Annotated in this window: 20 protein-coding genes; 9 read left to right on the top strand and 11 right to left on the bottom strand. The window is 66.7% G+C overall.

Annotated elements, in window-relative coordinates; all coding sequences use genetic code 11:
• Window positions 1-29 precede the first annotated feature (29 nt).
• The 3 genes from BKA16_RS08275 to BKA16_RS08265 form a co-directional block, all read right to left on the bottom strand.
• Window positions 30-1,163, bottom strand: a complete 1,134-nt coding sequence (locus BKA16_RS08275) for an NDMA-dependent alcohol dehydrogenase (protein ID WP_183370213.1) — start codon at window positions 1,161-1,163, stop codon at window positions 30-32.
• A gap of 38 nt (window positions 1,164-1,201) precedes the next feature.
• Window positions 1,202-2,638, bottom strand: coding sequence for an aldehyde dehydrogenase (locus BKA16_RS08270; RefSeq protein WP_183370212.1), 1,437 nt, complete (start codon window positions 2,636-2,638; stop codon window positions 1,202-1,204).
• Between the two features lie 109 nt (window positions 2,639-2,747).
• Window positions 2,748-3,800 (bottom strand): TIGR03857 family LLM class F420-dependent oxidoreductase, encoded by a 1,053-nt coding sequence (locus BKA16_RS08265; protein ID WP_183370211.1) that lies wholly within the window; start codon window positions 3,798-3,800, stop codon window positions 2,748-2,750.
• Between the two features lie 113 nt (window positions 3,801-3,913).
• Between BKA16_RS08265 and BKA16_RS08260 the strand changes: the two genes are divergently transcribed.
• The 4 genes from BKA16_RS08260 (at window position 3,914) to BKA16_RS08245 (ending at window position 7,461) form a co-directional block, all read left to right on the top strand.
• Window positions 3,914-5,017, top strand: a complete 1,104-nt coding sequence (locus BKA16_RS08260) for a phosphotransferase family protein (RefSeq protein WP_183370210.1) — start codon at window positions 3,914-3,916, stop codon at window positions 5,015-5,017.
• A complete protein-coding gene (locus BKA16_RS08255; protein ID WP_183370209.1) occupies window positions 5,014-5,466 on the top strand; it encodes an FAS1-like dehydratase domain-containing protein in 453 nt (150 codons plus the stop codon). Before BKA16_RS08260 ends, BKA16_RS08255 begins: the two co-directional genes overlap by 4 nt.
• Window positions 5,463-5,882 carry a MaoC/PaaZ C-terminal domain-containing protein gene (locus BKA16_RS08250; protein ID WP_183370208.1) on the top strand — a complete coding sequence of 140 codons (420 nt, stop codon included), beginning with the start codon at window positions 5,463-5,465 and terminating at the stop codon, window positions 5,880-5,882. Before BKA16_RS08255 ends, BKA16_RS08250 begins: the two co-directional genes overlap by 4 nt.
• 220 nt (window positions 5,883-6,102) lie before the next feature.
• The gene (locus BKA16_RS08245; protein ID WP_183372961.1) at window positions 6,103-7,461 is read left to right on the top strand and encodes a TetR/AcrR family transcriptional regulator; all 1,359 of its coding nucleotides are present in this window, start codon (window positions 6,103-6,105) and stop codon (window positions 7,459-7,461) included.
• A gap of 139 nt (window positions 7,462-7,600) precedes the next feature.
• Here the strand turns inward: BKA16_RS08245 and BKA16_RS08240 are convergent, their stop codons facing one another.
• Window positions 7,601-8,635: an alpha/beta hydrolase gene (locus tag BKA16_RS08240; protein ID WP_183370207.1), complete on the bottom strand. Its 1,035-nt coding sequence runs from the start codon at window positions 8,633-8,635 to the stop codon at window positions 7,601-7,603.
• A gap of 208 nt (window positions 8,636-8,843) precedes the next feature.
• On the opposite strand from BKA16_RS08240, the gene BKA16_RS08235 reads away from it, so the two are divergent.
• Window positions 8,844-10,382, top strand: a complete 1,539-nt coding sequence (locus BKA16_RS08235; RefSeq protein WP_183370206.1) for an acyltransferase — start codon at window positions 8,844-8,846, stop codon at window positions 10,380-10,382.
• Window positions 10,383-10,462: 80 nt separating this feature from the next.
• Here the strand turns inward: BKA16_RS08235 and BKA16_RS08230 are convergent, their stop codons facing one another.
• From BKA16_RS08230 to BKA16_RS08215, 4 genes are all read right to left on the bottom strand, one after another.
• The gene (locus tag BKA16_RS08230) at window positions 10,463-11,368 is read right to left on the bottom strand and encodes an SGNH/GDSL hydrolase family protein (RefSeq protein WP_183370205.1); all 906 of its coding nucleotides are present in this window, start codon (window positions 11,366-11,368) and stop codon (window positions 10,463-10,465) included.
• A gap of 119 nt (window positions 11,369-11,487) precedes the next feature.
• Window positions 11,488-12,486 carry a hypothetical protein gene (locus BKA16_RS08225; protein ID WP_246372564.1) on the bottom strand — a complete coding sequence of 333 codons (999 nt, stop codon included), beginning with the start codon at window positions 12,484-12,486 and terminating at the stop codon, window positions 11,488-11,490.
• Between the two features lie 180 nt (window positions 12,487-12,666).
• Window positions 12,667-13,194: a hypothetical protein gene (locus BKA16_RS08220; protein ID WP_183370204.1), complete on the bottom strand. Its 528-nt coding sequence runs from the start codon at window positions 13,192-13,194 to the stop codon at window positions 12,667-12,669.
• A gap of 141 nt (window positions 13,195-13,335) precedes the next feature.
• A complete protein-coding gene (locus BKA16_RS08215) occupies window positions 13,336-15,879 on the bottom strand; it encodes an ATP-dependent Clp protease ATP-binding subunit (protein WP_183370203.1) in 2,544 nt (847 codons plus the stop codon).
• Between the two features lie 326 nt (window positions 15,880-16,205).
• Here BKA16_RS08215 and BKA16_RS08210 point away from each other — a divergent pair, with 326 nt between their 5' ends.
• The 3 genes from BKA16_RS08210 to BKA16_RS08200 are packed head-to-tail and all read left to right on the top strand — an operon-like array spanning window position 16,206 to window position 19,718.
• Window positions 16,206-17,783 carry an LVIVD repeat-containing protein gene (locus BKA16_RS08210; protein ID WP_221246777.1) on the top strand — a complete coding sequence of 526 codons (1,578 nt, stop codon included), beginning with the start codon at window positions 16,206-16,208 and terminating at the stop codon, window positions 17,781-17,783.
• Window positions 17,780-18,412 carry a DUF305 domain-containing protein gene (locus BKA16_RS08205; RefSeq protein ID WP_183370201.1) on the top strand — a complete coding sequence of 211 codons (633 nt, stop codon included), beginning with the start codon at window positions 17,780-17,782 and terminating at the stop codon, window positions 18,410-18,412. The genes BKA16_RS08210 and BKA16_RS08205 overlap by 4 nt, the downstream gene beginning before the upstream one ends.
• 13 nt (window positions 18,413-18,425) lie before the next feature.
• Window positions 18,426-19,718, top strand: a complete 1,293-nt coding sequence (locus BKA16_RS08200; protein WP_183370200.1) for an outer membrane protein assembly factor BamB family protein — start codon at window positions 18,426-18,428, stop codon at window positions 19,716-19,718.
• A 73-nt stretch (window positions 19,719-19,791) separates the two neighbouring features.
• Here the strand turns inward: BKA16_RS08200 and BKA16_RS08195 are convergent, their stop codons facing one another.
• Window positions 19,792-20,652 carry an NAD(P)H-binding protein gene (locus BKA16_RS08195; protein ID WP_183370199.1) on the bottom strand — a complete coding sequence of 287 codons (861 nt, stop codon included), beginning with the start codon at window positions 20,650-20,652 and terminating at the stop codon, window positions 19,792-19,794.
• Window positions 20,653-20,762: 110 nt separating this feature from the next.
• Between BKA16_RS08195 and BKA16_RS08190 the strand changes: the two genes are divergently transcribed.
• On the top strand, window positions 20,763-21,146 hold the full coding sequence (locus tag BKA16_RS08190) for a winged helix-turn-helix transcriptional regulator (RefSeq protein WP_183370198.1): 384 nt from the start codon (window positions 20,763-20,765) through the stop codon (window positions 21,144-21,146).
• Window positions 21,147-21,179: 33 nt separating this feature from the next.
• On the opposite strand, the gene BKA16_RS08185 is transcribed toward BKA16_RS08190, so the two are convergent.
• Complete coding sequence (locus BKA16_RS08185) at window positions 21,180-22,457, bottom strand: M18 family aminopeptidase (protein WP_183370197.1); 1,278 nt, start codon at window positions 22,455-22,457, stop codon at window positions 21,180-21,182.
• A gap of 11 nt (window positions 22,458-22,468) precedes the next feature.
• A complete protein-coding gene (gene purQ, locus BKA16_RS08180) occupies window positions 22,469-23,149 on the bottom strand; it encodes a phosphoribosylformylglycinamidine synthase subunit PurQ (protein ID WP_183370196.1) in 681 nt (226 codons plus the stop codon).
• Between the last annotated feature and the right edge of the window lie 6 nt (window positions 23,150-23,155).

Genomic DNA, 23,155 nt, shown 5'->3' with positions numbered 1-23,155 from the left:
GGCGTCCTCCGCTACCTGCGGGCCGCGCGTCACGCCGACGCCGCCTCGGCTGCCGGGTACCGGAGGATGCCGCGGATGTTGCGGCCGGCGCGCATGTCGTCGTACCCGTCGTTGACGCCGTCCAGCGGGTAGGTGCGAGTGACCATCGCGTCTAGGTCGACCGCTCCCGTGCTCCACAGCTCCAGCATCTTCGGAATGTCCGCGCGGGGATTGCCCGACCCGTACAGGCTTCCGGTGATCTTCTTCTCCTGCAGGGTCAGATCCATCAGGTTCACCGCGACGTCGCGCTCGGCCATCGGGTGAATGTTGGTCACGACCAGTTCGCCGCGCTTGGCGATCATGGACAGGGCCTTCGCGACCAGCTTGCCGTCGCCGACACCCATCGCACAGATGAACTTGTCTGTGCCGCGGTGCCAGGTGGCCTCGGCGACCACGCCGGGCGCCTCATCCCACGAGCTCGCGACGTGGGTCGCGCCCATCCGCAACGCCACCTCCCGCTTGTACTCGGAGGGATCGATCGCCACGATCGTGCGCGCGCCGGAGAGCCGTGCACCCTGGATCGCCGACGCCCCGATGCCGCCGACACCCGCGACCACCACGTTCTCGCCCGGCCGGATCCCCGCGGTGTAGACCGCCGAACCCCATCCGGTGATAAACCCGCAACCGAGCAGGCAGGCCCGGTCGAGCGGGTGATGGGACTCGATCTTGATGCAGCTCGCCTCGTTCACGACGGTGTGGTGCGCGAACGATCCGATGCCGCAGGCCAGGGCGAGGTCTTCGCCCTTGACGTGGTGGCGCGCCGTGTCGTCCTGGATCTGGTTCCCCGAATAGATCTTCGCGCCGAGGTCGCAGAGGTTCTGGTGACCGGTCGAGCACGACGGGCATCGGCCGCACGACGGGATGAAGCCGAACACGACGTGATCGCCGGGCTCGAGCCAGGACACGTGCGATCCGACCTTCTTCACCACGCCTGCGCCCTCGTGGCCGCCGATGCACGGCAGCCGGAACGGCATGTCACCGGTGACTATGTGCTCGTCCGAGTGGCACATGCCCGAGGCGTGCAGTTCGACGAGCACCTCCTGCTCCTTGGGTTCGTCCAGTTCGATCGTCTCGATCTGCCAGGCGGAGTTGCGCTCCCACAGGACCGCTGCTTGCGTCTGCATGTCGTTGCTTCTTTCGTTTGAGTTCGTGTTGTGCAGGGTCAGAGAATGATCGACTGCGCCTCGACGTACGCGTCGATACCCTCGGGGCCGCCCTCGCGACCGAATCCCGACTTCTTGAATCCGCCGAACGGGCTGCCGAAATCGACGGGCGCCGGCGAGTTGACCGATACCGATCCGACCCGGAGTCGGCCGGCGACCCGGGTCGCGCGCGAGGTGTCGGCCGACCAGACGGCACCTGCCAATCCGTATTCCGAGTCGTTCGCGATGCGCACCGCGTCGTCCTCGTCGTCGTACGGAACCACCACCGCGACGGGACCGAAGAGCTCGTCGCGCGCGACCGCCATCTGGTTGTCGACGTCGGCGAGCACCGTCGGCGCGACGTACGAGCCGGCGTCGAGACCTTCCGGCCGCGTGCCGCCCGCCACGACGCGGGCGCCCTCGGCCACAGCGCCCGAGACCGCGGCCTCGATTCGATCACGCGCGGCGGCGTTGATCACCGGGCCCACCTCGGTGGCACGATCCGCCGGATCACCGACCCGCATGGCCGACACCGCCTCGGCCAGCGGCTCGACCACTTCGTCGTACCGACCGCGCGGCACCAGGATGCGCGTCTGCGCGACGCAGATCTGCCCGTTGTTGGCCATGACGCCGGTGACCAGGCCGTCGATGAGCTTCTTGTCGACTTCGACGTCGTCGAGCACGATCGCCGCCGACTTGCCACCGAGTTCGAGAGTCACTCGACGGACGTCGCGCGAGCACGCCTCGCCGATTCTGGCGCCTGCCGCGGTCGATCCGGTGAAACTGATCTTGTCGACACCGGGGTTCGACACGAGCGCCCGTCCGGTCTCGACGCCCCCGGAGACGATGTTGACGACACCGGCCGGCAGTCCCGCCTGTTCGAGCACCTCGCTGAACAGAGCGAGCGCCAACGGAGCGTCCGGCGACGGTTTGAGGACCACCGTGCATCCCGCCGCCAACGCCGGAGCGAGCTTCAACGCCGCGGTGAACAACGGCGCGTTCCACGGCACGATCGCACCGACCACTCCGACCGGGACTCGTCGGACGAGGACCTCGCCGCCGATCACCGACGGCCGGGTGGACTCGAACTCATAGGTCCGTAACGCCTTCGCCGATGCCGCGTACACCCCGACCGCCGTGCTCACCTGTCCGAACGAGGCCCAGGCGCGCGGCGAGCCGACTTCCGCCGACGACAGATCGGCGAACTCACCCGACCGCGCCTTGATGCCCGCGGCGATCGCGTCCAGGACCGCGGCCCGGTCCTCGGCCGTGGAGTTCGCCCACGCGCCCGACTCCAACGCCGCCCGCGCAGCGTGCACGGCGACGTCGACGTCGTCCGCCCTCGCCTCGCTCACCTGACCGATCACGCGGTTGTCGGCAGGCGAGACGACCTCGATCACGGGACCGGACACCGCGGTCCACTCCCCCGCTACATACATTCCTTGGTACTCGTACAACGTACGACCCTTCTCTTCGGACCACCGCCCGTGTCGACGTCGATGCACTCCAACACACAAACTGCAGTCAGATTTCTGGCGGTGATGTCATTAAAATTGCCTAGGAGTTTCAGGCGAACAGCGCCCCCAGCAGATCCGGTGTGCTGCCGTGCAGCACGATCTCGTCGGCTCCCGCGTCGAAGTAACGGTCGAACATCGCCTGGCAGTCCGCAGGCGACCCGACGGCCGACGCGCTCGTGATCCACTCTGTCGTCAGTGCCGATGCGACGTCGATCAACTCATCGCGCGTGCGCACCGAGTCCGCGGCGCCTCGAACGTCTTTGAGATGCGGATGGGACCGCAGACGTTCCAGATCGTCCACCGACCAGCCGTTGACCTTCGCGAGCTGCTCACCGAAGGTCGGGATCTGGTAGTACGTCACCGCACGTGCGCCGACCACCGCGATCTCCTTCTCCGGAGGCAGGTCGGGCGCCACCACCACGGTCGCGTACACCTTCACGCTGCCCGTCGGCCGCCCGGCCTCTCGCTCGGCCGCACGCACGGTCTTCACTGATTCGGACACTGCAGCGGGAGTGAGAAACGGATGCAGGAGCACACCGTCGAAGTGCCGGCCCGCGATACCCAGCCCCTTCGGCCCGATCGCGGCAAACACCAGAGGAGGAACCGGCTGGTCAGGAACATCAGCCAGACGCAGCGACGGATACGTGCCCGCCGGACCGTCGTATCGGACCTTCTCACCTGCGCACAGTTTGCGGAACAACTCGACCGAATCGATGATCGACGCGTTGGTCGGCGGCGGCAACCCGACCGCCTTCCACATGGCGTCGACACTGCGGCCGATCCCGATCATGATCCGGCCGTTCGTCATCGCCTGCGCAGTCATGGCCATGGACGCCAGCATCGCGGGATGCCGCGACTGGAAGTGCGTGATACCCGATGCGATCTTGATCGAGTCGGTGGCCTGCCCGATCGCGCCGGAGAGGACGCCGAAGTCCTTGGTCCCCCAGCGCTCACTGAGCCACAGCGTGCCCAATCCGAGACGCTCGGCCGCCTCCGCCTGACCGATCGCCACCCGCGGATCACTCACTCGGCCGGGCAGCGTGTACCCGCCGAAGGCGGCCACCTGCTGCGACCGGGGACGGGTGTCGGCACCCGGAGTCATGAAAACACTAGATTCTTTGTCACCCATTCGCTTATTCTGACAGTAATGATCACTTTTCGGAAGAGGAATCGACAGCAACGCGCCCTCTCGCCGTCGAACGAAGGAGGCTATCGATGAGCTACACCCCCACACGGGGAGACCTCGGTGGGAACGCCAGGGACCTTCTGCTCGCCTGGCTGCCGGAGCGCATCGCTCCCGGCGGCAGCGGGTTCGCGATCTCGGACTTCTCCAGCCCGGACGCCGGCTACTCGGGTAAGACGGTGTTCTTCACCGCCGACTGGACCAACGCCGAAGGCGGTCGGGCGCACGAGGACCTCGTGCTCCGCCTCCAGGCGTCGGAGCATCAGCTCTTCACCGAGCCCGACGCGCCCAGGCAGGCGGAGATCATGGAGCTCCTGAAGGACGCTCCCGGAGTCGAGGTCCCGGAGATCGTGCTCATCGAACGCAGTTCGGCCGTGCTCGGCGCTCCGTTCTATCTCATGCGCCGCACCATCGGCCGGACTCCCTCCGACGTGCCGAGCTGGCACAAGCGCGGGTGGACCACCGAGCTGACCGCGCAGCAGCGCACCACGATGTTCGACAACGCACTTCGATCGCTCGTCGCGGTACACGCCGTCGACGCACCGGAGACGATCGAATTCCTTCGGAAGGGCGCCGACCCGAGCACGTCGGCCCTTACGCGATACCTCGCCGACCTGCGCGAATGGTACGAGTGGGCACGCGACGACATCATCGTCGGGACCGACACGTTGGCGACCGCCTACCGCGTCATCATGTCCACGGCGCCGGAGACCGACCACGAGGGCGTCGTCTGGGGCGATGCCCGCGTGGGCAACATGGCGTTCGCCGACGACATGTCGGTGACGGCCCTGTACGACTGGGAGACCGCAACCACCGGCCCAGCCGAGATCGACCTCGGCTGGTGGCTGATGTTCGAGGAGTTCCTGTGCGAAGGGCTCAGCTTCAGCAGACCATCGGGGATTCCCGACAGCCAAGGGACCGTTGCGCGATACCGTGAGCTCGGCGGCTGCGTGGACGACGACATCACCTACTACAAGCTCGTCGCGGCGTTCGTCCTGTCGCTGATCAACAACAGGCTGGCCGCCCTGCTGACCCGCGACGGGCTCGATCCTGAGATCGCGCACAGCTACCCGGTGACCTCGGTCGAACTGACGAGCAAGTACCTCGCAGAACTATCCCTTGGAGAACTCTCATGACGCATGATCCAGACGACACCGCCTCGCCTGTCGGCACCAGCGGCCTGCCCTGGGAATTCCGCATCGAGCAAGGCAAGATCCGCGAGTTCGCCGCCGCGATGCAATCGGACAATCCGGCGTATCAGGGCCCCGACGCAATCATTCCGCCCACCTTCCTGGTCACCGCCGCCCAATGGGCTCCGGCCGGAGTCCGCGTGAACGTCGGCTTCGAACGCAAGCGACTCCTCCACGGCGAGCAGCAGTACGAGTTCGTCGGCAGGCCGCCTCACGTCGGCGATGTGCTGACAGCACAGGAGGCCGTCGTCGAGCGGTATGAAAAGCCGGGGAAACGCGGCGGCCAGATGCGGTTCGCCGTCGTCGTCACTGACTACCGCGACTCGGAAGGGCGTCTCGTCGCCCGAGCGACCGGGACCTTCATCGAACGCGCAGCCCGAAAGGTCACAGAATGACGAACCCCGCCACACTCGCCGTCGGTGACTCCGCGCTGCCGCGAAAGTTCGGTCCGATGACGCGGCAGATGTTCGTGAAGTATGCCGGCGCGTCCGGCGACTTCAATCCGATGCACTACGACGACGACCTGGCGCGCGGCGCCGGAAACCCGTCGGTATTCTCGCAGGGCATGCATCAAACCGCTCTGCTTGCCACGTTCGCCACCGACTGGCTCGGCGCAGTGAACATCAGACGCTTTCAGGTCCGCTTCCAGAATCAGGTATGGCCCGGGGACATCCTCACCTGCAGCGGAACGGTCGTCGGTGTCAACGAATCCAAAGAAGGCGCGGTCGTCACCGTTGATCTCACCTGCACTCGCCAGACCGGCGACGTTGCGATCTCTGGATCTGCGGACTTCGCAGTCAGCGCACCGTAGCACCAGCGGCGTATAGCCCGATCGGCGTGTATCCCTGCACTGGAGAACTGGTGTCCGTAATGCACCGCACGGCAGGAACGACCGGTGGTTGTTTCTACGCGCTCGCAGAGTCTAGAAGATACGCTAGGCTGTGGCAACCGCGGCTACCTCTGAACCCATTCTGACGTGCGCGCCACGTCGTGCGCCCACAAAACAACCTGGTCAGGATAGACTCAGTACAATGTCGAACTCAACACCTATTACACGTCGATCCAGTTACGGCCCGACGAGCGCAACTGTCGGGAAACGTGGCGCGCACACCAGGATGAGGATCGTGGACGTCTCGCTGGATTTGTTTGACCGTCACGGCTACTTCAACACTTCCGTCGACGCGATCGCCAAGGAAGCGGACATCTCTCGTGCCACTTTGTACCAGTATTTTCCCGGCAAGGACGAGATCTTCCTCGAACTCCTCGATGTCTGCGGTAGAGCCATGTACCGAGTTGCGCGACGCATCGGTCCGCTGGGCCCGACCCGAATCGGCTTCGACAACCTCAACTGGTGGCTGGGCGAATGGAGTTGGGTATTCGACAAGTACTCGACGATGTTCGTGCAGTGGGCGACGGTGGCGAACACAGAGGCAACCGTCCGTTCGCAGGTCGAGAGCTTCGTCGACGGTTACGTGCACATGCTGACGAGACGACTCGACGAAGCCGAACTCCAAGGCCTGGACGCCCGGTCGGCCGCCGCGATCCTGGTCGCAGTGGTTCACCGTGTGAATTTATTCCTCGCAACCGATCGCACTTTCGGACGAGGCGTCGACGAAGTGGTCGATGGCATGTCGGTCGTGCTCCAACTCATGCTGTTTCCCCAGACACCGGCCTCTGTGTTCGACGATGTTCTCGGAAGCAAGGGCGATTCGTCGCCCATCGCAGTCCCGACGCTGCCCTCAATCGAAGGCTTGTCCGCCGACGAACGCACTGCCGATCTCAGCAAACGAGCAACTCGGACAGTGTACGCATTGATCGAGGCCGGGGCCGATCAGTTCCGCCAGAAGGGTTACTATCGTGCCAACGTCGACGACATCGTGGAGGCGGCCGGGCTCGCCCGCGGAACGTTCTACAAGTACTTCAAAGAAAAACAGGACCTGCTGGTCGCAGTGAGCATCGAAGCGGTACGCGAGTCCGAGCAGATCGTCGAACAGCTCCGAACGGTCGATACCGTAGATCTCGACGCAGAAGCTCTGCGGGCCTGGATACGAGCCACCGTCTCATTCATCGACAAGTACTCCGGCAGCATCAATGCGTGGATCGAACGGACCGCAGACGACGATCTGGTCACCCGGTTGGGCGCCCACTGGCTTGCCGTCTTCGACATCGCCATCGTCGACACCCTCGTGGCGCGCGACCTCAAATACCCTATCGACCCGGTCATCTCGGCGGTCGTGCTGCGCTGCCTCGTCTCCAGGCTTCCGGAGACTGCCCGGGAGCTCGATCCGCCGCTGTCCGAATCTGAGATCATCGATCTGCTCGCCGAGACCATCGAACGCGGATTCTTCAACAAGACGTTCCTTCTCGCCTCCGACGACCACACGCAGTGAACACAGTCACCGTTCATCGGGCCTCGATATCGGCTCCAATATGGACACCACCTACTCCGACCGACCCCCCCCCCGACGACAGCAACCCAATGAATGCCGACCGTCGTGCGGCTCCTCGCCGAGTAAGCCGGGCATGCGGTCAGTCCTTCGCGGTGAGGTCCCGCGCGATCGACGGCCAGGTCTCGTGCAGATCCTGCTGCCAGTACTCCCACGAGTGGGTGCCGACCGGACGGGTGGTGACGGTCGTGTCCACGCCCGCCTTGTCGAAGGCCTGTTTCACCTGCTGGGTGCAGCTGTTGACGATCGCCTCGATGGCACCGCCCATCAGCACCTGGTCGATCAGAACCGCCGGATCGCCGTTGATCAGTCGTGCGCCGGGGACGTCGTAGCGGCCGGGCAGTCCGGTGCCGGTCGTCATGTAGACCTTGACGCCCTTGAGCTTGTCCGCGTGCAGGTACGGGTCGTTGTCCTTCCATCCGGGGCCGTTGAGCGGTCCCCACATGTTGGTGACGTCCCCGCGGCCGCGGTCGCCGACGACGGTGCGGATGTACGCCTGACCGAGCGGATCACTGGTCCGGGCACAGCCGCTGAATGCCGCGACGGAACGGTACAGCTCGGGTTTGGCGATGGCGAGGTTGAACACCGAGGTGCCCGCCATCGAGATGCCGGCGATCGCGTTGGCGCCGGTCGTCGAGAACGCCTCGTCGACCAGCGGAGGCAGTTCCTCGGTGAGGAAGGTCTGCCACTTGTTGCGCCCGAGTACCGGATCGTCCTTCTGCCAGTCGGTGTAGTACGAGAACGCTCCGCTGTTCGGGGTGACGACGTTGACGCGCTTGTCGGCGAAGAAGTCCTTGTAGTCGGTCTTGGCCTTCCACGTCGCCGAGTCCTCGCCGCCGCCCGCACCGTTGAGCAGGTACAGCACCGGCGCGGGCTTCGACACGTCCTGGGGGCGCAGCACGGTCAGCGAGACGGTGCGCCCCATCGAGGCCGAGTAGACCTCCAAGAGCGACTCACGCGGGGTGACCTTCGTATTGGAGACGATGCGCGACGGCAGCTGCGCGGTCGCGGGCACCGGCGGCGTGGACGGCTCGGCGAAGGCGGTTCCCGCACCAGCGCACGTCGCCACGGCGACAGAGAGTGCGGCGACCCCTCGCACGACAGACACTCGCATCATCAACCCCATTAGTCTCTCTAGAAACAACTGTCACAGTAGTTTAGCGCTATCGGAGGTTTTCGGGAACCTGGATCAATCGGAGCTTCGCGACAAGACACCCCGCGCATGCCGTCCAAATGCGGGAAGTCCATGCCGCACCGAGTAGCCTGCCTACAGTCAGCAAAAGCGCCGACGCGCGCATCAGATAGACGAGCGGACCGCATTACACATGTCAGAAAAAGCAGGCGACGTCGCCGAGAAGAGCGCGCCGCAGGCGCCGACCAAGCCCGCCAAGAAGGACCGGCACCTGTACCAGATCGACTTCGTTCGACTGGTCACGTTCGCCGGAGTGATCCTCGATCACGTCATCTTGGGGCTGGTCCCGTACACGGCGTTCGTCGCCCAGGGCGTCGGCCTCCTCCTCCGGTACACGCGCTACTGCTTCTTCGCGCTCACCGGATTCGTGCTCACGTACCAGTACCGGAACCGTGATCTGCATGCGCCGACGTTCTGGCGCAAGCGATACAAACTGATCGGTCTACCGTTCCTCGTGTGGTCGCTGTTCTACTGGCTCAAGCGGCACTACGACAACGGCGGCGTCACCGGCATCTTCGGCAGCGCTCACGACATCGAACTCGCCGTCAAGAGTTTCGCCTACGACCTGATCACCGGGCACGCCGCGTACCACCTGTACTTCATGTCGGTGAGCATGCAGATCTACCTGGTGTTCCCGGCCGTGCTGTGGGTGATCAAACGGACGTGGGGCTATCACCGATACCTGTTGGTGCTCAGCGGCGCGATCCAGGCGTGGTTCATGTACCAGATGGTGCGCGGCGCTCCGACCGCACTGTTCGAGTCCGGCTTCTTCGGCGTCATCTGGCGGTACCTCCCGGTGACGATCCTGCCGTACCAGTTCTTCATCTTCGGCGGCTGCCTCGCGGCGTATCACTTCGAGGCGTTCACCACGTTCATGAAGAGGTGGCGCTGGTTCATCGTCGGCGCGGGCCTGGCGACCATCATCACGACGCTCGTCTACTACGCGGGCAAGGCCAACATCGCCCGCAACATCCCCGACCCGGCCGCGGGCAACGAGGAGATCTTCCGCGCCACCAACGTGTTCATGTTCCACAACGTCTTCGCGCTGCTGTCGATCATCTTCATCCTGTACGTGCTGGGCACCATCTGGCAGCAGAGGCGCACCCCCGGATCCATCCCGGACACGATTCTGCGCAAGGGATCGGATCGCTCGTACGGCATCTACCTGGCGCACGTGTTCGTGCTGTCGGAGGTGATGAGCTCCAGCCGCGACTGGACGGTCAGCTCCGGCTGGAAGATCTTCTACACGTACGTGATCACGATCATTCTGACCGTCGCTCTGGTCGAGACGCTGCGTCGCAGTCCGGTCAGCCTGATCACCACCGGCCGCGAGCGGGAGGACTGGCGCCGACAGCGCCCCATCGAATCCGGCCTCGTCGGCGCCGGCGGCGTCGTGTTCGGCGTCGCGCTGCGTGTGTGGGGCAACACCTCGATCGGCTCGGCGATCGCGGCGATCGGTGCGCTGCTGCTGGTCTCGGCGCTCGTCGTCGCGTACCACCAGCTGTCGGAGACGCGCGCACAGCGGGCCGCCGACATCCAGGCGGGTCTTGACGCGCCGACGCCGTCGCAGGTCGACGAGATGGACGATCCGGTGACGGACGCCCCCGTCGACACCGACGCCGAGGCCGAGCCCGCGCATCATCACCAGGATCGCCCGGACCTGCTCAAATAGCGCGTCAGATGTGACCGCGACCGCTTCGGCCCCGAGGGATCGTCTCCCTCGGGGCCGAACTCGTCGTGGGCGTCCGGGCGTCAGCGCAGCGCGGCGACGACCAGGTCTGCCACACCCTGCTTTCCGGCGAGCGTCGGGTGGTACGGCGGGCTGCCCGGGAACCCCTGGAGCCACGGGTCGGCCGAGCACACCGTGTGCGCCTTGCCCGCCTGTGACGGCTGGACCAGGACGGAGCCGGTCGCGTGTGCGGCCTGGGCGGTCACCGCGGCCAGTGAGTCGGCGACGGCGGCGGCTTCGGCGACCTCCCAGGGCGCCAGCGGAAGCTTGGGGCAGACGATGTCCGTCATGGCGACGACCGGCGGATAGTCGACGAAGACGATCCTCGCCTTGGGGGCACGGATCTTGATCTCGCGCACGATCCGCTCCATGTGCTGCTCGACGTCCACGAACGCCTCGGGGACGGGTGTCGGGGACGGCACCCGATTCGCGTTGCAGCGCAACGGCCGCGTGCCCGTCATCGCCAGATTCACACAGCTCTGCACACCGAGCCGCCCGATGTAGCCGACGTCGTTGCCACCCGTGGTGATCGTGACGAGCCGGGTGTCGGCGGTCACCGCGTCGATCTGAGCGGGCTTGTGGTGCCGCTTCGACGGCGAGAGGATCTCCGACGTCGTCGATCCCGCGCAGGTGACGTCGACCAGGCGCATCCCGAGCGCCTCCGCGACCCGGTTCGGGTAGTTGTCATGGCTTCGTCCACAGTTGGTGGGGCCGCGCTTGTTCGACTCCGGGCCGGAGGCGAACGAACTGCCCATCGACACATAGCGGGGCTTGACGGCCGGTGTGTTCTTCGCGGCCATGTGCGGTTCGGCCACCGCCGGACCCGAACCGTCGCGCGCCGTGGCGATCACGGCGCCGACGACGGCGACGACCGCCATCGTGACGACGACGATCAGAACGCGCGACAGCGGGATTCGAGACGAGAGCATGACTTGTAGTTTCACACAGAATTCTGTGAAGACCACGAATGCGCAGTACGACTCGCGTGTGATCTTAGACCTCGAGTCCAGGCATCCCCTCGATACGCGTCACGCGTACGGAGGTCGGCTCAACCCTGCGGCGGCGGGCCGTACGGATTCTGCGGCGGCTGCTGTCCGTACTGCGGCTGCTGCTGGCCATACTGCTGGGGCTGGCCGTACTGCGGGGGCTGCTGGCCGTACTGCGGGGGCTGCTGGGGCTGTCCGTACTGCGGCTGCTGCGGCGTCGCCGGCGGGTACCCGCCCTGCGGCCATTCCGAAGCCTGCTGTCCGTACTGGGGCTGCCCGCCGAACTGCTGCGGCATCGGCCCGGGCGCACCGAACCCCGGCGCGGCCGGGCCGGAGGGCTTCCCGAACTTCTCCGGGAAGAGAGTGAGGGCGACGGCCGCGGCACCGGCGAGCAGGCAGACCAACGAGACGACGAGCGTCAACCACAGGCCGTAACCGGCGCTCACATCCGCCGAGGTGCCCGAATCGACGTCGGCCACATCGCCGTCGCCGAAAGCACCGAGCGGGTCGGCGACGAAGACGATCGCCGCGATGGTGGCGGCGAAGCCCGCCACGGCGGCGAGGACCGCCCCGATTCCCGGAAAGCGCCGGACGGCGATCAGCACACCGCCCGCGACGGCCAGGACGCCGAAGACGATCATCCAGATCCCGGGCATGCCGGGATCGCCTCCCTCGGAACGCCCCTGGTCGAAGCCCTTCTGGAACTGATCGTTGAAATCACTCGGCATGCCCGCGGGGAGATCGAGGTCGAAGTCCACGGAATCGCTGCCCATGCCGGTCACCGTCATGTGGATGTCGACCGACATGTCTCCCACGCCCGCGATCGAATCCGAGGTGTTGACGTCGACGTTCAGCCACGTCAAGAAGCTGAACACGATGAGCAGGACGCCGAGGACGGCCGCGACGACTCCGACGATCAGACTCTTCTGATTCTTCGGACCGGTCGGCGCCAGCAGCGCCTGTCGGACGGACGGCTTCCCCTGGATTCCACTCGTCGGCGGAAGCGGCTGCCCCGGATTCTGCGGGAACGGCGGCTGATTGGGCGGTGGTCCGTATGTCATGTGAAGGCATCTCCCCGTCGGTCTGCACGTGCCGCCATGTCGGCGTCACATCGTCACGTGAATCCTAAACAACTCTCAGGTTCAGTGCGCCACAGCGGGTCTGCCGTCCGAATGAGATCGAGCCGGCGGATCCGTGTCACCAGGTGACGTCGGATCGACCGGCTCGACGGCGGACGGAGCTCAGCGCTTGCCGAGCTTGTCACCCAGATTGGTCGCCACGAACGCGAGGACACCGGCCACCAGTCCGATGATGCCGCCGATGAAGACGAGCCAGAGGCCGGTGCCCCGGTTCACATGATCGGCCGACGTGACCTCGTCGGGGAGGACTCCTGCGGGATCGGCGAAGAACACGACGGTCGTGATGAAGGCAGCGATGCCGATCAGACCGGCGAAGACGCCGGACATCTGGGGGAACAGGCGGAAGACGAGTGCCAGACCCGCGAGCACCAGCAGCACGCCGAACACGATCGTCCACACGCCGGTGGCATGCGTACTCGTCTCGAGCATCGATTCCATGTGCTCGTCGATCCCGTCCGCAGACACGCTGCCGAGGCCGGACACGCTGATCGTCGACTCGTCATTGGTCGCCCAGCCCATGAAGCTGAAGACGATCAGGAGGATACCCGCGACGACGACGCCGACACCGGCGACGACGGGCAGGGGCGGCGTGGCGGGTCGGCCGGTGGACACCGGTTGGCTCTGAGTCATAGGCACAGGTTGTCATGCACAGTAGGCCAGAATCTCCGCAGACCGCGGCATCGTCTCAAATACCACACCTGTCTGGGCACGAAAAGAACGGCCGACGGGAGTCCCGTCGGCCGTTCAGATGATCGGAGTCGGTCGTACGACTCAGGCGTCCGCCTCGCCGCCGACCGTCTTGGTCAGCTCCACCGCGTCATCGGGGATGTCGCGGGGCTTCTCCGAGCCGGTGAAGGTGAAGTGGGCGTCCTCGCCGTCGCCTTCGCCGTCCCAGCCCTCGACGTCGACCAGGACGATCTGACCGCCCTTGATCTCCTCGAAGAGGATCTTCTCCGAGAGCTGGTCCTCGATCTCGCGCTGGATGGTGCGACGCAACGGACGCGCTCCCAGCACCGGGTCGAAGCCGCGCTTGGCGAGCAGGTTCTTGGCCCGCTCGGTCAGCTCGATCGCCATGTCCTTGTTCTTCAGCTGCGTCTCGACACGACCGATCATCAGGTCGACCATCTCCAGGATCTCGTCCTGCTTGAGCTGGTGGAACACGATGACGTCGTCGATGCGGTTGAGGAACTCGGGGCGGAAGTGCTTCTTCAGCTCGTCGTTGACCTTCTGCTTCATCCGCTCGTAGTTGGAGCCGCGACCGTCGTCCTTGGAGAAGCCCATCCCGACGGCCTTCGAGATGTCGCCGGTGCCCAGGTTGGACGTGAAGATCAGAACGGTGTTCTTGAAGTCGACCGTCCGACCCTGACCGTCGGTGAGTCGGCCGTCCTCGAGGACCTGCAACAGTGTGTTGTAGATCTCCGGGTGAGCCTTCTCGATCTCGTCGAACAAGACCACGGAGAACGGCTTGCGGCGGACCTTCTCGGTCAGCTGGCCGCCCTCGTCGTAGCCGACGTATCCGGGAGGCGCACCGAACAGCCGCGACGCGGTGAAGCGGTCGTGGAACTCGCCCATGTCGATCTGGATGAGCGCGTCGTCCTCGCCGAACAGGAAGTTGGCCAGCGCCTTGGACAGCTCGGTCTTACCGACACCGGACGGACCGGCGAAGATGAACGAGCCCGACGGACGCTTCGGATCCTTCAGACCTGCTCGCGTACGACGGATCGCCTTCGAGACCGCCTTGACGGCGTCCTCCTGGCCGATGATCCGCTTGTGCAGCTCGTCCTCCATACGGAGCAGACGCTTGGTCTCCTCTTCGGTGAGCTTGAAGACGGGGATGCCGGTCCAGTTGCCCAGGACCTCCGCGATCTGCTCGTCGTCGACCTCGGCGACGATGTCCAGATCTCCCGCACGCCACGCCTTCTCGCGCTCGGCCCGTTCGGCGACGAGCTTCTTCTCCTTATCGCGCAGGCTCGCGGCCTTCTCGAAGTCCTGCGCGTCGATCGCCGACTCCTTCTCCTTGCGCGCGTCGGCGATGCGATCGTCGAATTCGCGCAGGTCCGGCGGAGCGGTCATCCGGCGGATGCGCATGCGCGCACCAGCCTCGTCGATGAGGTCGATCGCCTTGTCCGGGAGGAAGCGGTCGTTGATGTACCGGTCGGCCAACGACGCGGCCGCGGCCAGAGCACCGTCGGTGATGGACACCTTGTGGTGCTGCTCGTAACGATCGCGCAGACCCTTCAGGATCTCGATGGTGTGTTCCACCGACGGCTCGCCGACCTGGACCGGCTGGAAGCGGCGCTCCAGCGCCGCGTCCTTCTCGATGTACTTGCGGTACTCGTCGAGCGTGGTGGCGCCGATCGTCTGCAGCTCGCCGCGGGCCAGCTTCGGCTTGAGGATGCTGGCGGCGTCGATCGCGCCCTCGGCGGCGCCCGCGCCGACGAGCTGGTGCAGCTCGTCGATGAACAGGATGATGTCGCCGCGGGTGTTGATCTCCTTGAGGACCTTCTTCAGTCGCTCTTCGAAGTCACCGCGGTAGCGGCTGCCCGCGACCAGAGAGCCCAGGTCCAGGGTGTACAGCTGCTTGTCCTTCAGCGTCTCGGGCACGTTGCCCGCGACGATCGCCTGCGCGAGGCCCTCGACGACGGCGGTCTTGCCGACGCCGGGCTCGCCGATGAGGACCGGGTTGTTCTTGGTGCGGCGCGAGAGGACCTGCATGATCCTCTCGACTTCCTTCTCACGTCCGATGACCGGGTCGAGCTTGCCCTCAGACGCGGCGGTCGTCAGGTTGCGGCCGAACTGGTCCAGGACCAGAGAGGTCGACGGCGTGCCCGAGTCGGACGAGCGTCCGCCGGTGCCCGCGGTCTCCGGCTCCTTGCCCTGGTAGCCCGAGAGCAGCTGGATGACCTGCTGACGAACGCGATTGAGGTCCGCACCGAGCTTGACGAGCACCTGTGCGGCGACGCCCTCTCCCTCGCGGATCAGGCCGAGCAGGATGTGCTCGGTGCCGATGTAGTTGTGGCCCAGCTGCAACGCCTCGCGGAGGCTGAGCTCGAGGACCTTCTTGGCACGCGGGGTGAACGGGATGTGGCCGGACGGGGCCTGCTGGCCCTGGCCGATGATCTCCTCCACCTGACTGCGCACGGCCTCGAGCGAGATGCCGAGCGACTCGAGCGCCTTCGCCGCCACGCCTTCACCCTCGTGGATGAGGCCCAGCAGGATGTGCTCGGTGCCGATGTAGTTGTGGTTGAGCATCCGCGCTTCTTCTTGTGCCAGGACGACAACCCGGCGTGCGCGGTCGGTGAACCGTTCGAACATTGTTCTCCCTCGATTGCTTGCGCCCCGGTCGTTGTCGCGCCTCCGCGACAGAAGGTAACGACCAGCCCTACGTCACACTCTAATAGTCGGCGGACGTCGAACCTGCATTACTCCGGTCTCCGGCGGATGCCGGGGACCACAATCCGGGTCTGTGGTTGACAACGCCGCACGCAGGGGTGATGTTCCCGGCCGACTACGCCGTGAGCGAACGGGGCTCAATGCGCCGAGTCCGAGCCGATCGATTCAGCCGAACCGCACCGATTCGACGACATGTGCATGTTACCGTGCGGCACATCACATTACGGTCGACGGCGGGGGCATCGGGTATGAGAAGCGATCGAACGGTACGGCGGAATCGATCTCGAGCGGTGCGGACGAATCGATGGAGTGCGGTTGTGCTCACCGTGGTCGTGGCTCTCGTCGCGGGGTCGATCGTCGCACCGCGCGCCGATGCCGCGAACCACTTCTTCGGCGACATCTCCGACGTCGCCGTGCCGCGGGCCGAGTGCGACGCCCAGTCGCATCCGGAGACCGCGCTGCAGGGCGAGGTGACCGTTCGCGATCGCGCGTCGGGTCGGTCGCGGCGCGGCTACGACTGCAATCTCACCGAGCTCGGCAACGTTCGCGGCTCGGGCGGCGGCATCACATCGGTGACCTTCGAGCACTGCAGCTACACCGGCAGCCTGTTCCCGGGAAACAACCTGGTGCGGCAGCCCGGCGTGCAGGTGGTCGACGTCGCCGACCCGAGCAGGCCGAAGGTCGTCGGCTCGCTGACCTCCCCGGCGATGCGGGGCGGCACCTGGGAGACGCTGAAGGTCAATCGCAAGCGCAAGCTCCTGGCTGCGACGTCGGTGCCCCTGCTGTGGGGCGGCGGCTTCTTCTCGGTCTACGACATCTCCGACTGCGAGCATCCGCGCCTGCTCAACCACGGTGCCGGAACGGCGACGCCGCTGCCGTTCACCTCGCACGAGGGCGGCTTCTCCCCCGACGGTCGCACCTACTGGGCGTCCGGAGTGTTCCCGGGCCACCTGTCGGCGATCGACATCTCGAACCCGGCTGAGCCGCGCGTGATCTGGCAGGGGCTGCACAGCTTCCTCGGACACGGCTTCGGGATCACGCCCGACGGGAACCGCATGTACATCTCGAACATGGCCGGCGTGACGGTGCTCGACATCAGCTCGATCCAACGTCGAGCCGCCTACCCGCGGGTCCGGCACGTCGCCGCGTACCTGTGGCCCGACGGTCAGCTCAATCAACACTCGATTCCGGTGACGATCAAGGGCCGCCCCCACATCATCACCGCCGATGAGGGCGGCTCCGGCGGGGTCAAGGTGTTCGACGTGTCGAAGGTGAACTCGCCGAAGTACGCCGCGCAGATCAAGCTCGAGATCAATCTCCCGGAGAACCTCGACACCAATCTGCGGGATTCGATGGGCAACAGCGTGTTCAGCAGCAATCCGCACTACTGCGCTGCCGATCGTCCGAACGATCCGACGACGCTGGCCTGCTCCTGGGAGTCCTCGGGCATCCGCGTCTTCGACATCCGCGACCTGTCGAAGATCCGGGAGATCGCCTATTTCAACCCGCCCGCACAGAAGAACTCGACGATCGCCGAACTGCCGAACTCCCCGCACGTGCTCGGCTCGATCATCGGGGTGCCCGCCATCGAGTTCTTGAGTCTGGGCATGTCGATCGTGAACGGCAAGGTGCGCCTCGACCAGGCGATCGGACCGCGGTCGGGAATGGTCGTCGGCGGCGACATGTCGACCGACTGGTGCTTCTCACCACCGGAGTTCCACGGCCGCCAACTGTGGACGACCTGCTCGGACGGCGGCTTCTACGCGTTGTCGCTGAGCCCGGACGTGTACTCCCCGCCCGCCGACCAGGAGTCGGTCTCCGGATGAGACGTGTGCCCGTCGTCGTCGGCGCCGTCGTGTTGGCACTCGTGATGGCCGCGGCCGGGCTCTTCACCGGCATCGCCTGGGAGAACAATCGCGCCGAGGCCCGCTCGCACGAGCCGACGCCGGTCGACATCGGTTTCGCACAGGACATGGCCGTGCACCACGATCAGGCGATCCTGATGGGCAACACGCTCGACGGCGGCGTCGCCCCGGACGTCCGCGGCTTCGCCGATCGGATCACCGCGACGCAGACCGCGGAGGCCGCGACCATGCGCGGGTGGCTGGACTGGTTCGGGCTGCCGCTGACCTCCGACCATCCGATGGCGTGGATGCATCCCGGCGGACACGACCACGAGGCGCCGCCGAACGACGACGAGCCTCCGATGCCCGGACTGGCGAGTACCGATGAGCTCGCGCGGCTCGACGACGCCCGCGGTACGGCGGCGGAGATCCTGTTCCTGCAGCTGATGATCCGTCACCACCGCGGCGGCATCGAGATGGCGACCGCGGCACAGAACGCCGACACCGCGTCGCCCGCCACCAAGCGCCTCGCACTGGCGATGATCACCGAACAGGGCGACGAGATCGGACAGATGACTCTGCTGCTTCGCGTCCGCGACGCCACACCGTGATTGACTGGTCCGCATGCCGACCCGCAGCAGTTCTCGACGCCGCCTCTTCGGCATGCCGACCGTCGCGGCGCTCGGTGCCGCGGCGCTCGTCGTCACCGCGGGTGTGATCCTGTCCGGATCGCCCGCGCCGTCGGTCGGCTCGGGTCACGGGGAACTCCTCGACTACACGTCGACGCCGGAGACCGCCTGGACTCTCGACGACAGCTCGCTGCCGGGCCTGACCGGCGACGGCGACATCACCGTCGCCGACACCCGCGGCGACGACTGGCTCGTCTCCTATACGACGGGCATCCGCACGTCGTATGTGCTCGTCGACGCCGCCACCGGCGAGCTCGCGTGGGATGAACCGGTGAACACCGGTTTCGGCGCGTGCGCGTTCGACGACGACGATGCGGTCGGCTGCGCGATCCGCCCGCGCGCGGGCGGCGACGACAACGGCTTCTACGTCATCGGTCGGGACGGTCGAGCGGAGAAGACCGCCGACGGCTCGGACACAGCGCGACTCATCGGCCTCGGCGACGACTTCGTGCACGTCAGCGACAGCGGCTACCGGGTGACCCGACAGACGGTGTACGGCGCGGTGAAGTGGAGTCGGACGTTCGCCGCGGCCGCGACGCCGCGACTGTCCGACGGCCTGCTCGTCGTCTCGACCGTCGACGGCGGCCGCTTCGTACTGGACCCGGACACCGGCGACGACCGGCTCGCCTGCGAGTCGTGCGAGGTGACGACGTACCCGACGGGGGTCGCGGTGGAGCACCGACGACCGTCCGACCTCGGTGTCGCCTTCCACCCGGTGGTCGACCGCGCCGTGGCGCCGCGCCCGGCGGCGACGGCCGACGGGCTCGTGCTGTCGGCCGGGCCGTCGACGCTGCCCGTGGTGACCGCGAGCGATCAGACCCTCGAAGCCAGCGGCCACTACCAGGTGATCGACCCGGCGACCGGACACGCGCTCTGGCAGGTCGCCGATCCGGAACTGTCGAAGGTCCACGCCTTCGGTTGCGGCCCGGTCGTCACCTTCGCGCGCAAAGACCGTTCGCGCGTCTTCTTCACACTCGCCGACGGCTCACGTCTCGGCGACATGGCGTCACCGCGGCTCGGGCAGCCGGACACGAACCTGGACTACCTGCACTGCGTCGGCGCCTCCGACGAGGTCGCCGTGTTCGGCGACACCGCGGCACTGACCGCCTACCGCACCGACACCGGCGAGCAGGCCTGGACCCTGCCGATCAACGGCACGGCCTCGGCCGTCGACGGTCGCATCGTCCTGCTCCAGGGTTCGCAGCTGAGCGTCTTGAAGCCGAACTGACCCCGCCGGCGGTCGAGTCCCCACCGGCCGCCCGATCAACGGGGATCGTCGAGTCCTGCCCGCGGGCCCCGCTCTACTGCTCGACCGCCGCGCGCACGGCGTCGGCGAACCGCGTGCTCGGTGCTCCCCGCAGATCTCGCAGATCCGTCGAGGTGGAGTCGAGGGCGCCGAGTGCGGCTCCCCCGTCCGAGTCGGCGAAGACCTCGGCGGCCGGCGCGGGCACGCCCGCTTCGACCAGCGCCGCCCGATAGTCGGCGACGGGCAGGTCCTGGTATCCGATGGTCTTACCTGCGATCTCGCCGAACGCCGCGGCGATCTCGGCGTACGTCAGGTGCTCGTCGCCCGCGAGTTCGTAGACGCGTCCCGGCTCCGGGTCGATGAGTGCGGCAGCGGCGGCATCGGCGTAGTCGGCACGCGCCGCGGGCGCGACGGTCGCGGTCCCGGCGGAGCCGTAGAAGACGCCGGTCTCGACGGCCGCGGGCAGTGACGCCGCGTAGTTCTCCGAGTACCAGCCGTTGCGCAGCACCACGTGGTCGACACCGCTGTCCGCGAGGTACGCCTCGGTCTCACGGTGTTCGCCCGCGAGGAGCAACGGAGACGCGTCGGCCCCCAGCAGACTCGTGTACCCGAGCAGTCCGACACCGGCGGCCTTGGCGGCGTCGATCACGGTGCGGTGCTGACCGGTTCGGCTGCCGACCGTGGGGCTCGACACGAGGAGAAGTCGGTCGACACCCGCGAGTGCCGCCTCCAGCGCGTCGCGGTCCTCATAGGCCGCCACGCGGACGGCGACGCCCGCCTCTGCGAGGTGCGCCGCCTTCGCCTCGTCGCGCACGACGGCGACGATGTCGCCGGGCGTGATCCCGCGTGCGATGAGTGCGGCGACGGCGGCTCCGCCGAGTCCGCCGGTCGCTCCGGTGACTGCGTAGGTGGTCATGAGTTCTCCTTCGGTCGTCGTTCAGCTACCCCACGATCATGCACTTACTTTTTGTATAGTGCAATAGTAAGAGTCAGCACACGTTAAACGGTAGGGATAATCTGGACACCATGACCGACGACGCCGACATCGACCCGACGCTCGAACCCGATGTCTTCTCCCGCGACTGCGCATCGCGCGGCGTCCTGCAGGACGCGACGAGCAGATGGGGACTCCTCGCCCTGGTCGCCCTGCGCGACGGCGAACTCCGCTTCAGCGCGCTGCGACGCCGCGTCGATGGCGTCAGCGAGCGGATGCTGTCATCGACGCTCCAATCGCTCGAACGCGACGGTTTCATCGACCGCGAAGTACTGCAAGCGATTCCACCGAAGGTCGAATACTCGCTGACCGACCTGGGAGCCGAGGTCGCCGATCGCCTGGCCGGTCTGATCGACCTCGTCGAAGGCCGACTCCCCGAGGTGGAGAAATCGCGCCAGGACTACGACGCGCGGTGACGACGAGGACGGACCGTCGCGGCGCGGACGCGCCTACCGCTCCAGGAACGCGCGCAGGGCCTTCGAGTACATGGGGACGTCGCGCGCGCCCATCATCTCGCGGCAGCTGTGCATCGCGAGCTGCGGGGCGCCGACGTCCACGGTGAGCAGTCCGGTGCGGGTCGCGGTGAGCGGGCCGATCGTCGATCCGCACGGCAGATCGGCGCGGTGCACGTACCGTTGCAGCGGGACGTCCGCGTCGCGGCAGGCCATCGCGAACTCGGCTTCGCCGGTCGCATCGGAGGCGTACCGGAGGTTCTGATTCACTTTGAGCACGGGGCCGCCGTTCACGGCGATCTGATGCCCGTGCTCGTGGCGGTCCGGGTAGTTCGGGTGGGTGGCGTGCGCCATGTCGCCGGAGGCGCACACACTGGCCGCCATCACCTGGAGGAACTCGTCTCGGCCGCCACCGTTCGCGGTGACGAGACGCTCGAGCACGGTCACCAGGAAGTCACTGGACGCGCCGCGCTCGGAGCCGGATCCGACCTCCTCGTGATCGAACAGGGCCAGGACGGCGATGCCTTCGCTCGGCGTGGCATCCATCAGCGCGCACAATCCGGAGTAGCAGGTGCCCTGGTTGTCCAGGCGCGGAGCGCTGAGGAAGTCGCCGCTGCCGCCGACGATCCGCGACGGCGTCACATCGTGGGCCATCAGTTCCCAGCCGAGGACGTCCGCCGGGTCGACGTCGACGTGCTGGGCGACGACGTCGATGATCGAACCCTGTTCGTCGACGCCCCACAGCGCGTCGACGTGCCGCTGCGGATCGAGGTGGACGCCCTTGCGGTCTTCGGACAGGTGGATCGCCAGTTGCGGAACCCGCAGGATCGGGTCGTCGATCGTCACCAGCGCGTGGGCCACCGACGAACCGTCGGCGTAGGCGATGCGACCGGAGAGCCCCAGGTCGCGGTCGAGCCACGAGTTGAGCCAGGCGCCGCCGTACGGCTCCAGCGCGACGGTCGACAGTCCCGCCGCACGACGGTCCGGATGCTGTTTGAGACGAAGGTTCGGACTGTCGGTGTGACCGCCGACGATCCGGAACGGCGTGGTCCCGGTCGCGAGCAGCGTGTCCAGGACCGACGCGTTCCACGCGATGATCGATCCACCGCGGATCACGTAGCCGCGTCGTACGTCGCCGGGCCACGGCCGGTCCTCGAACACCCGCAGGTAGCCCGCCGTGTCGAGCCGCGCCGCCACCGTCGCACACACGTGGAACGGCGACGGCGAGGCGTCGATGAACTCGCCGAGGCCCACCGCCGTCGCCGTCGTCTCCATCAACGGACGCTTCAGACCGCGGCCGTGACCGCGTCGAGCGCCGAGTAGAACAGACCGAGGCCGTCGTCGGACGGTCCGGTGAGCGCCTCGATCGCGTGCTCCGGATGCGGCATCAGACCGACGACGCGGCCGTTCGCGCTGGTGATGCCCGCGATGTCGAACTGTGAACCGTTCGGATTGTCGCCGGCGTACGTGAAGGCGATGCGACCTTCGCCCTTGAGTTCTTCGAGCGTCTCGTCGGAGGCCACGTAACGGCCCTCTCCGGACTTGAGCGGGATGAGGATCTCCGCGCCGGCCTCGTACCGGCTGGTCCACGCGGTGACGTTCGACTCGACGCGCAGCCACTGGTCACGGCACACGAAGTGCAGCCCCTCGTTGCGGGTCAGCGCTCCCGGGAGGAGACCGGACTCGCAGAGGATCTGGAAGCCGTTGCAGATGCCCAGGACCGGCATGCCCTTGCCCGCCGCCTCGACCACCTCACCCATGACCGGCGCGAACTTCGCGATCGCACCGGTCCGCAGGTAGTCGCCGTACGAGAATCCCCCCGGGACGACGACGGCGTCGACGCCCTTGAGATCGGCGTCGCCGTGCCACAGGTCGACGGCTTCGCCGCCCGCCATGCGAACGGCGCGCGCGGCGTCGACGTCGTCGAGCGTGCCCGGAAAGGTGATGACTCCGATGCGTGCAGACATGACCCC

Origin of the sequence: Gordonia humi (assembly GCF_014197435.1) — a bacterium.
Lineage (GTDB): Bacteria > Actinomycetota > Actinomycetes > Mycobacteriales > Mycobacteriaceae > Gordonia > Gordonia humi.
This window is presented reverse-complemented; position numbering and strand designations above follow the sequence as displayed.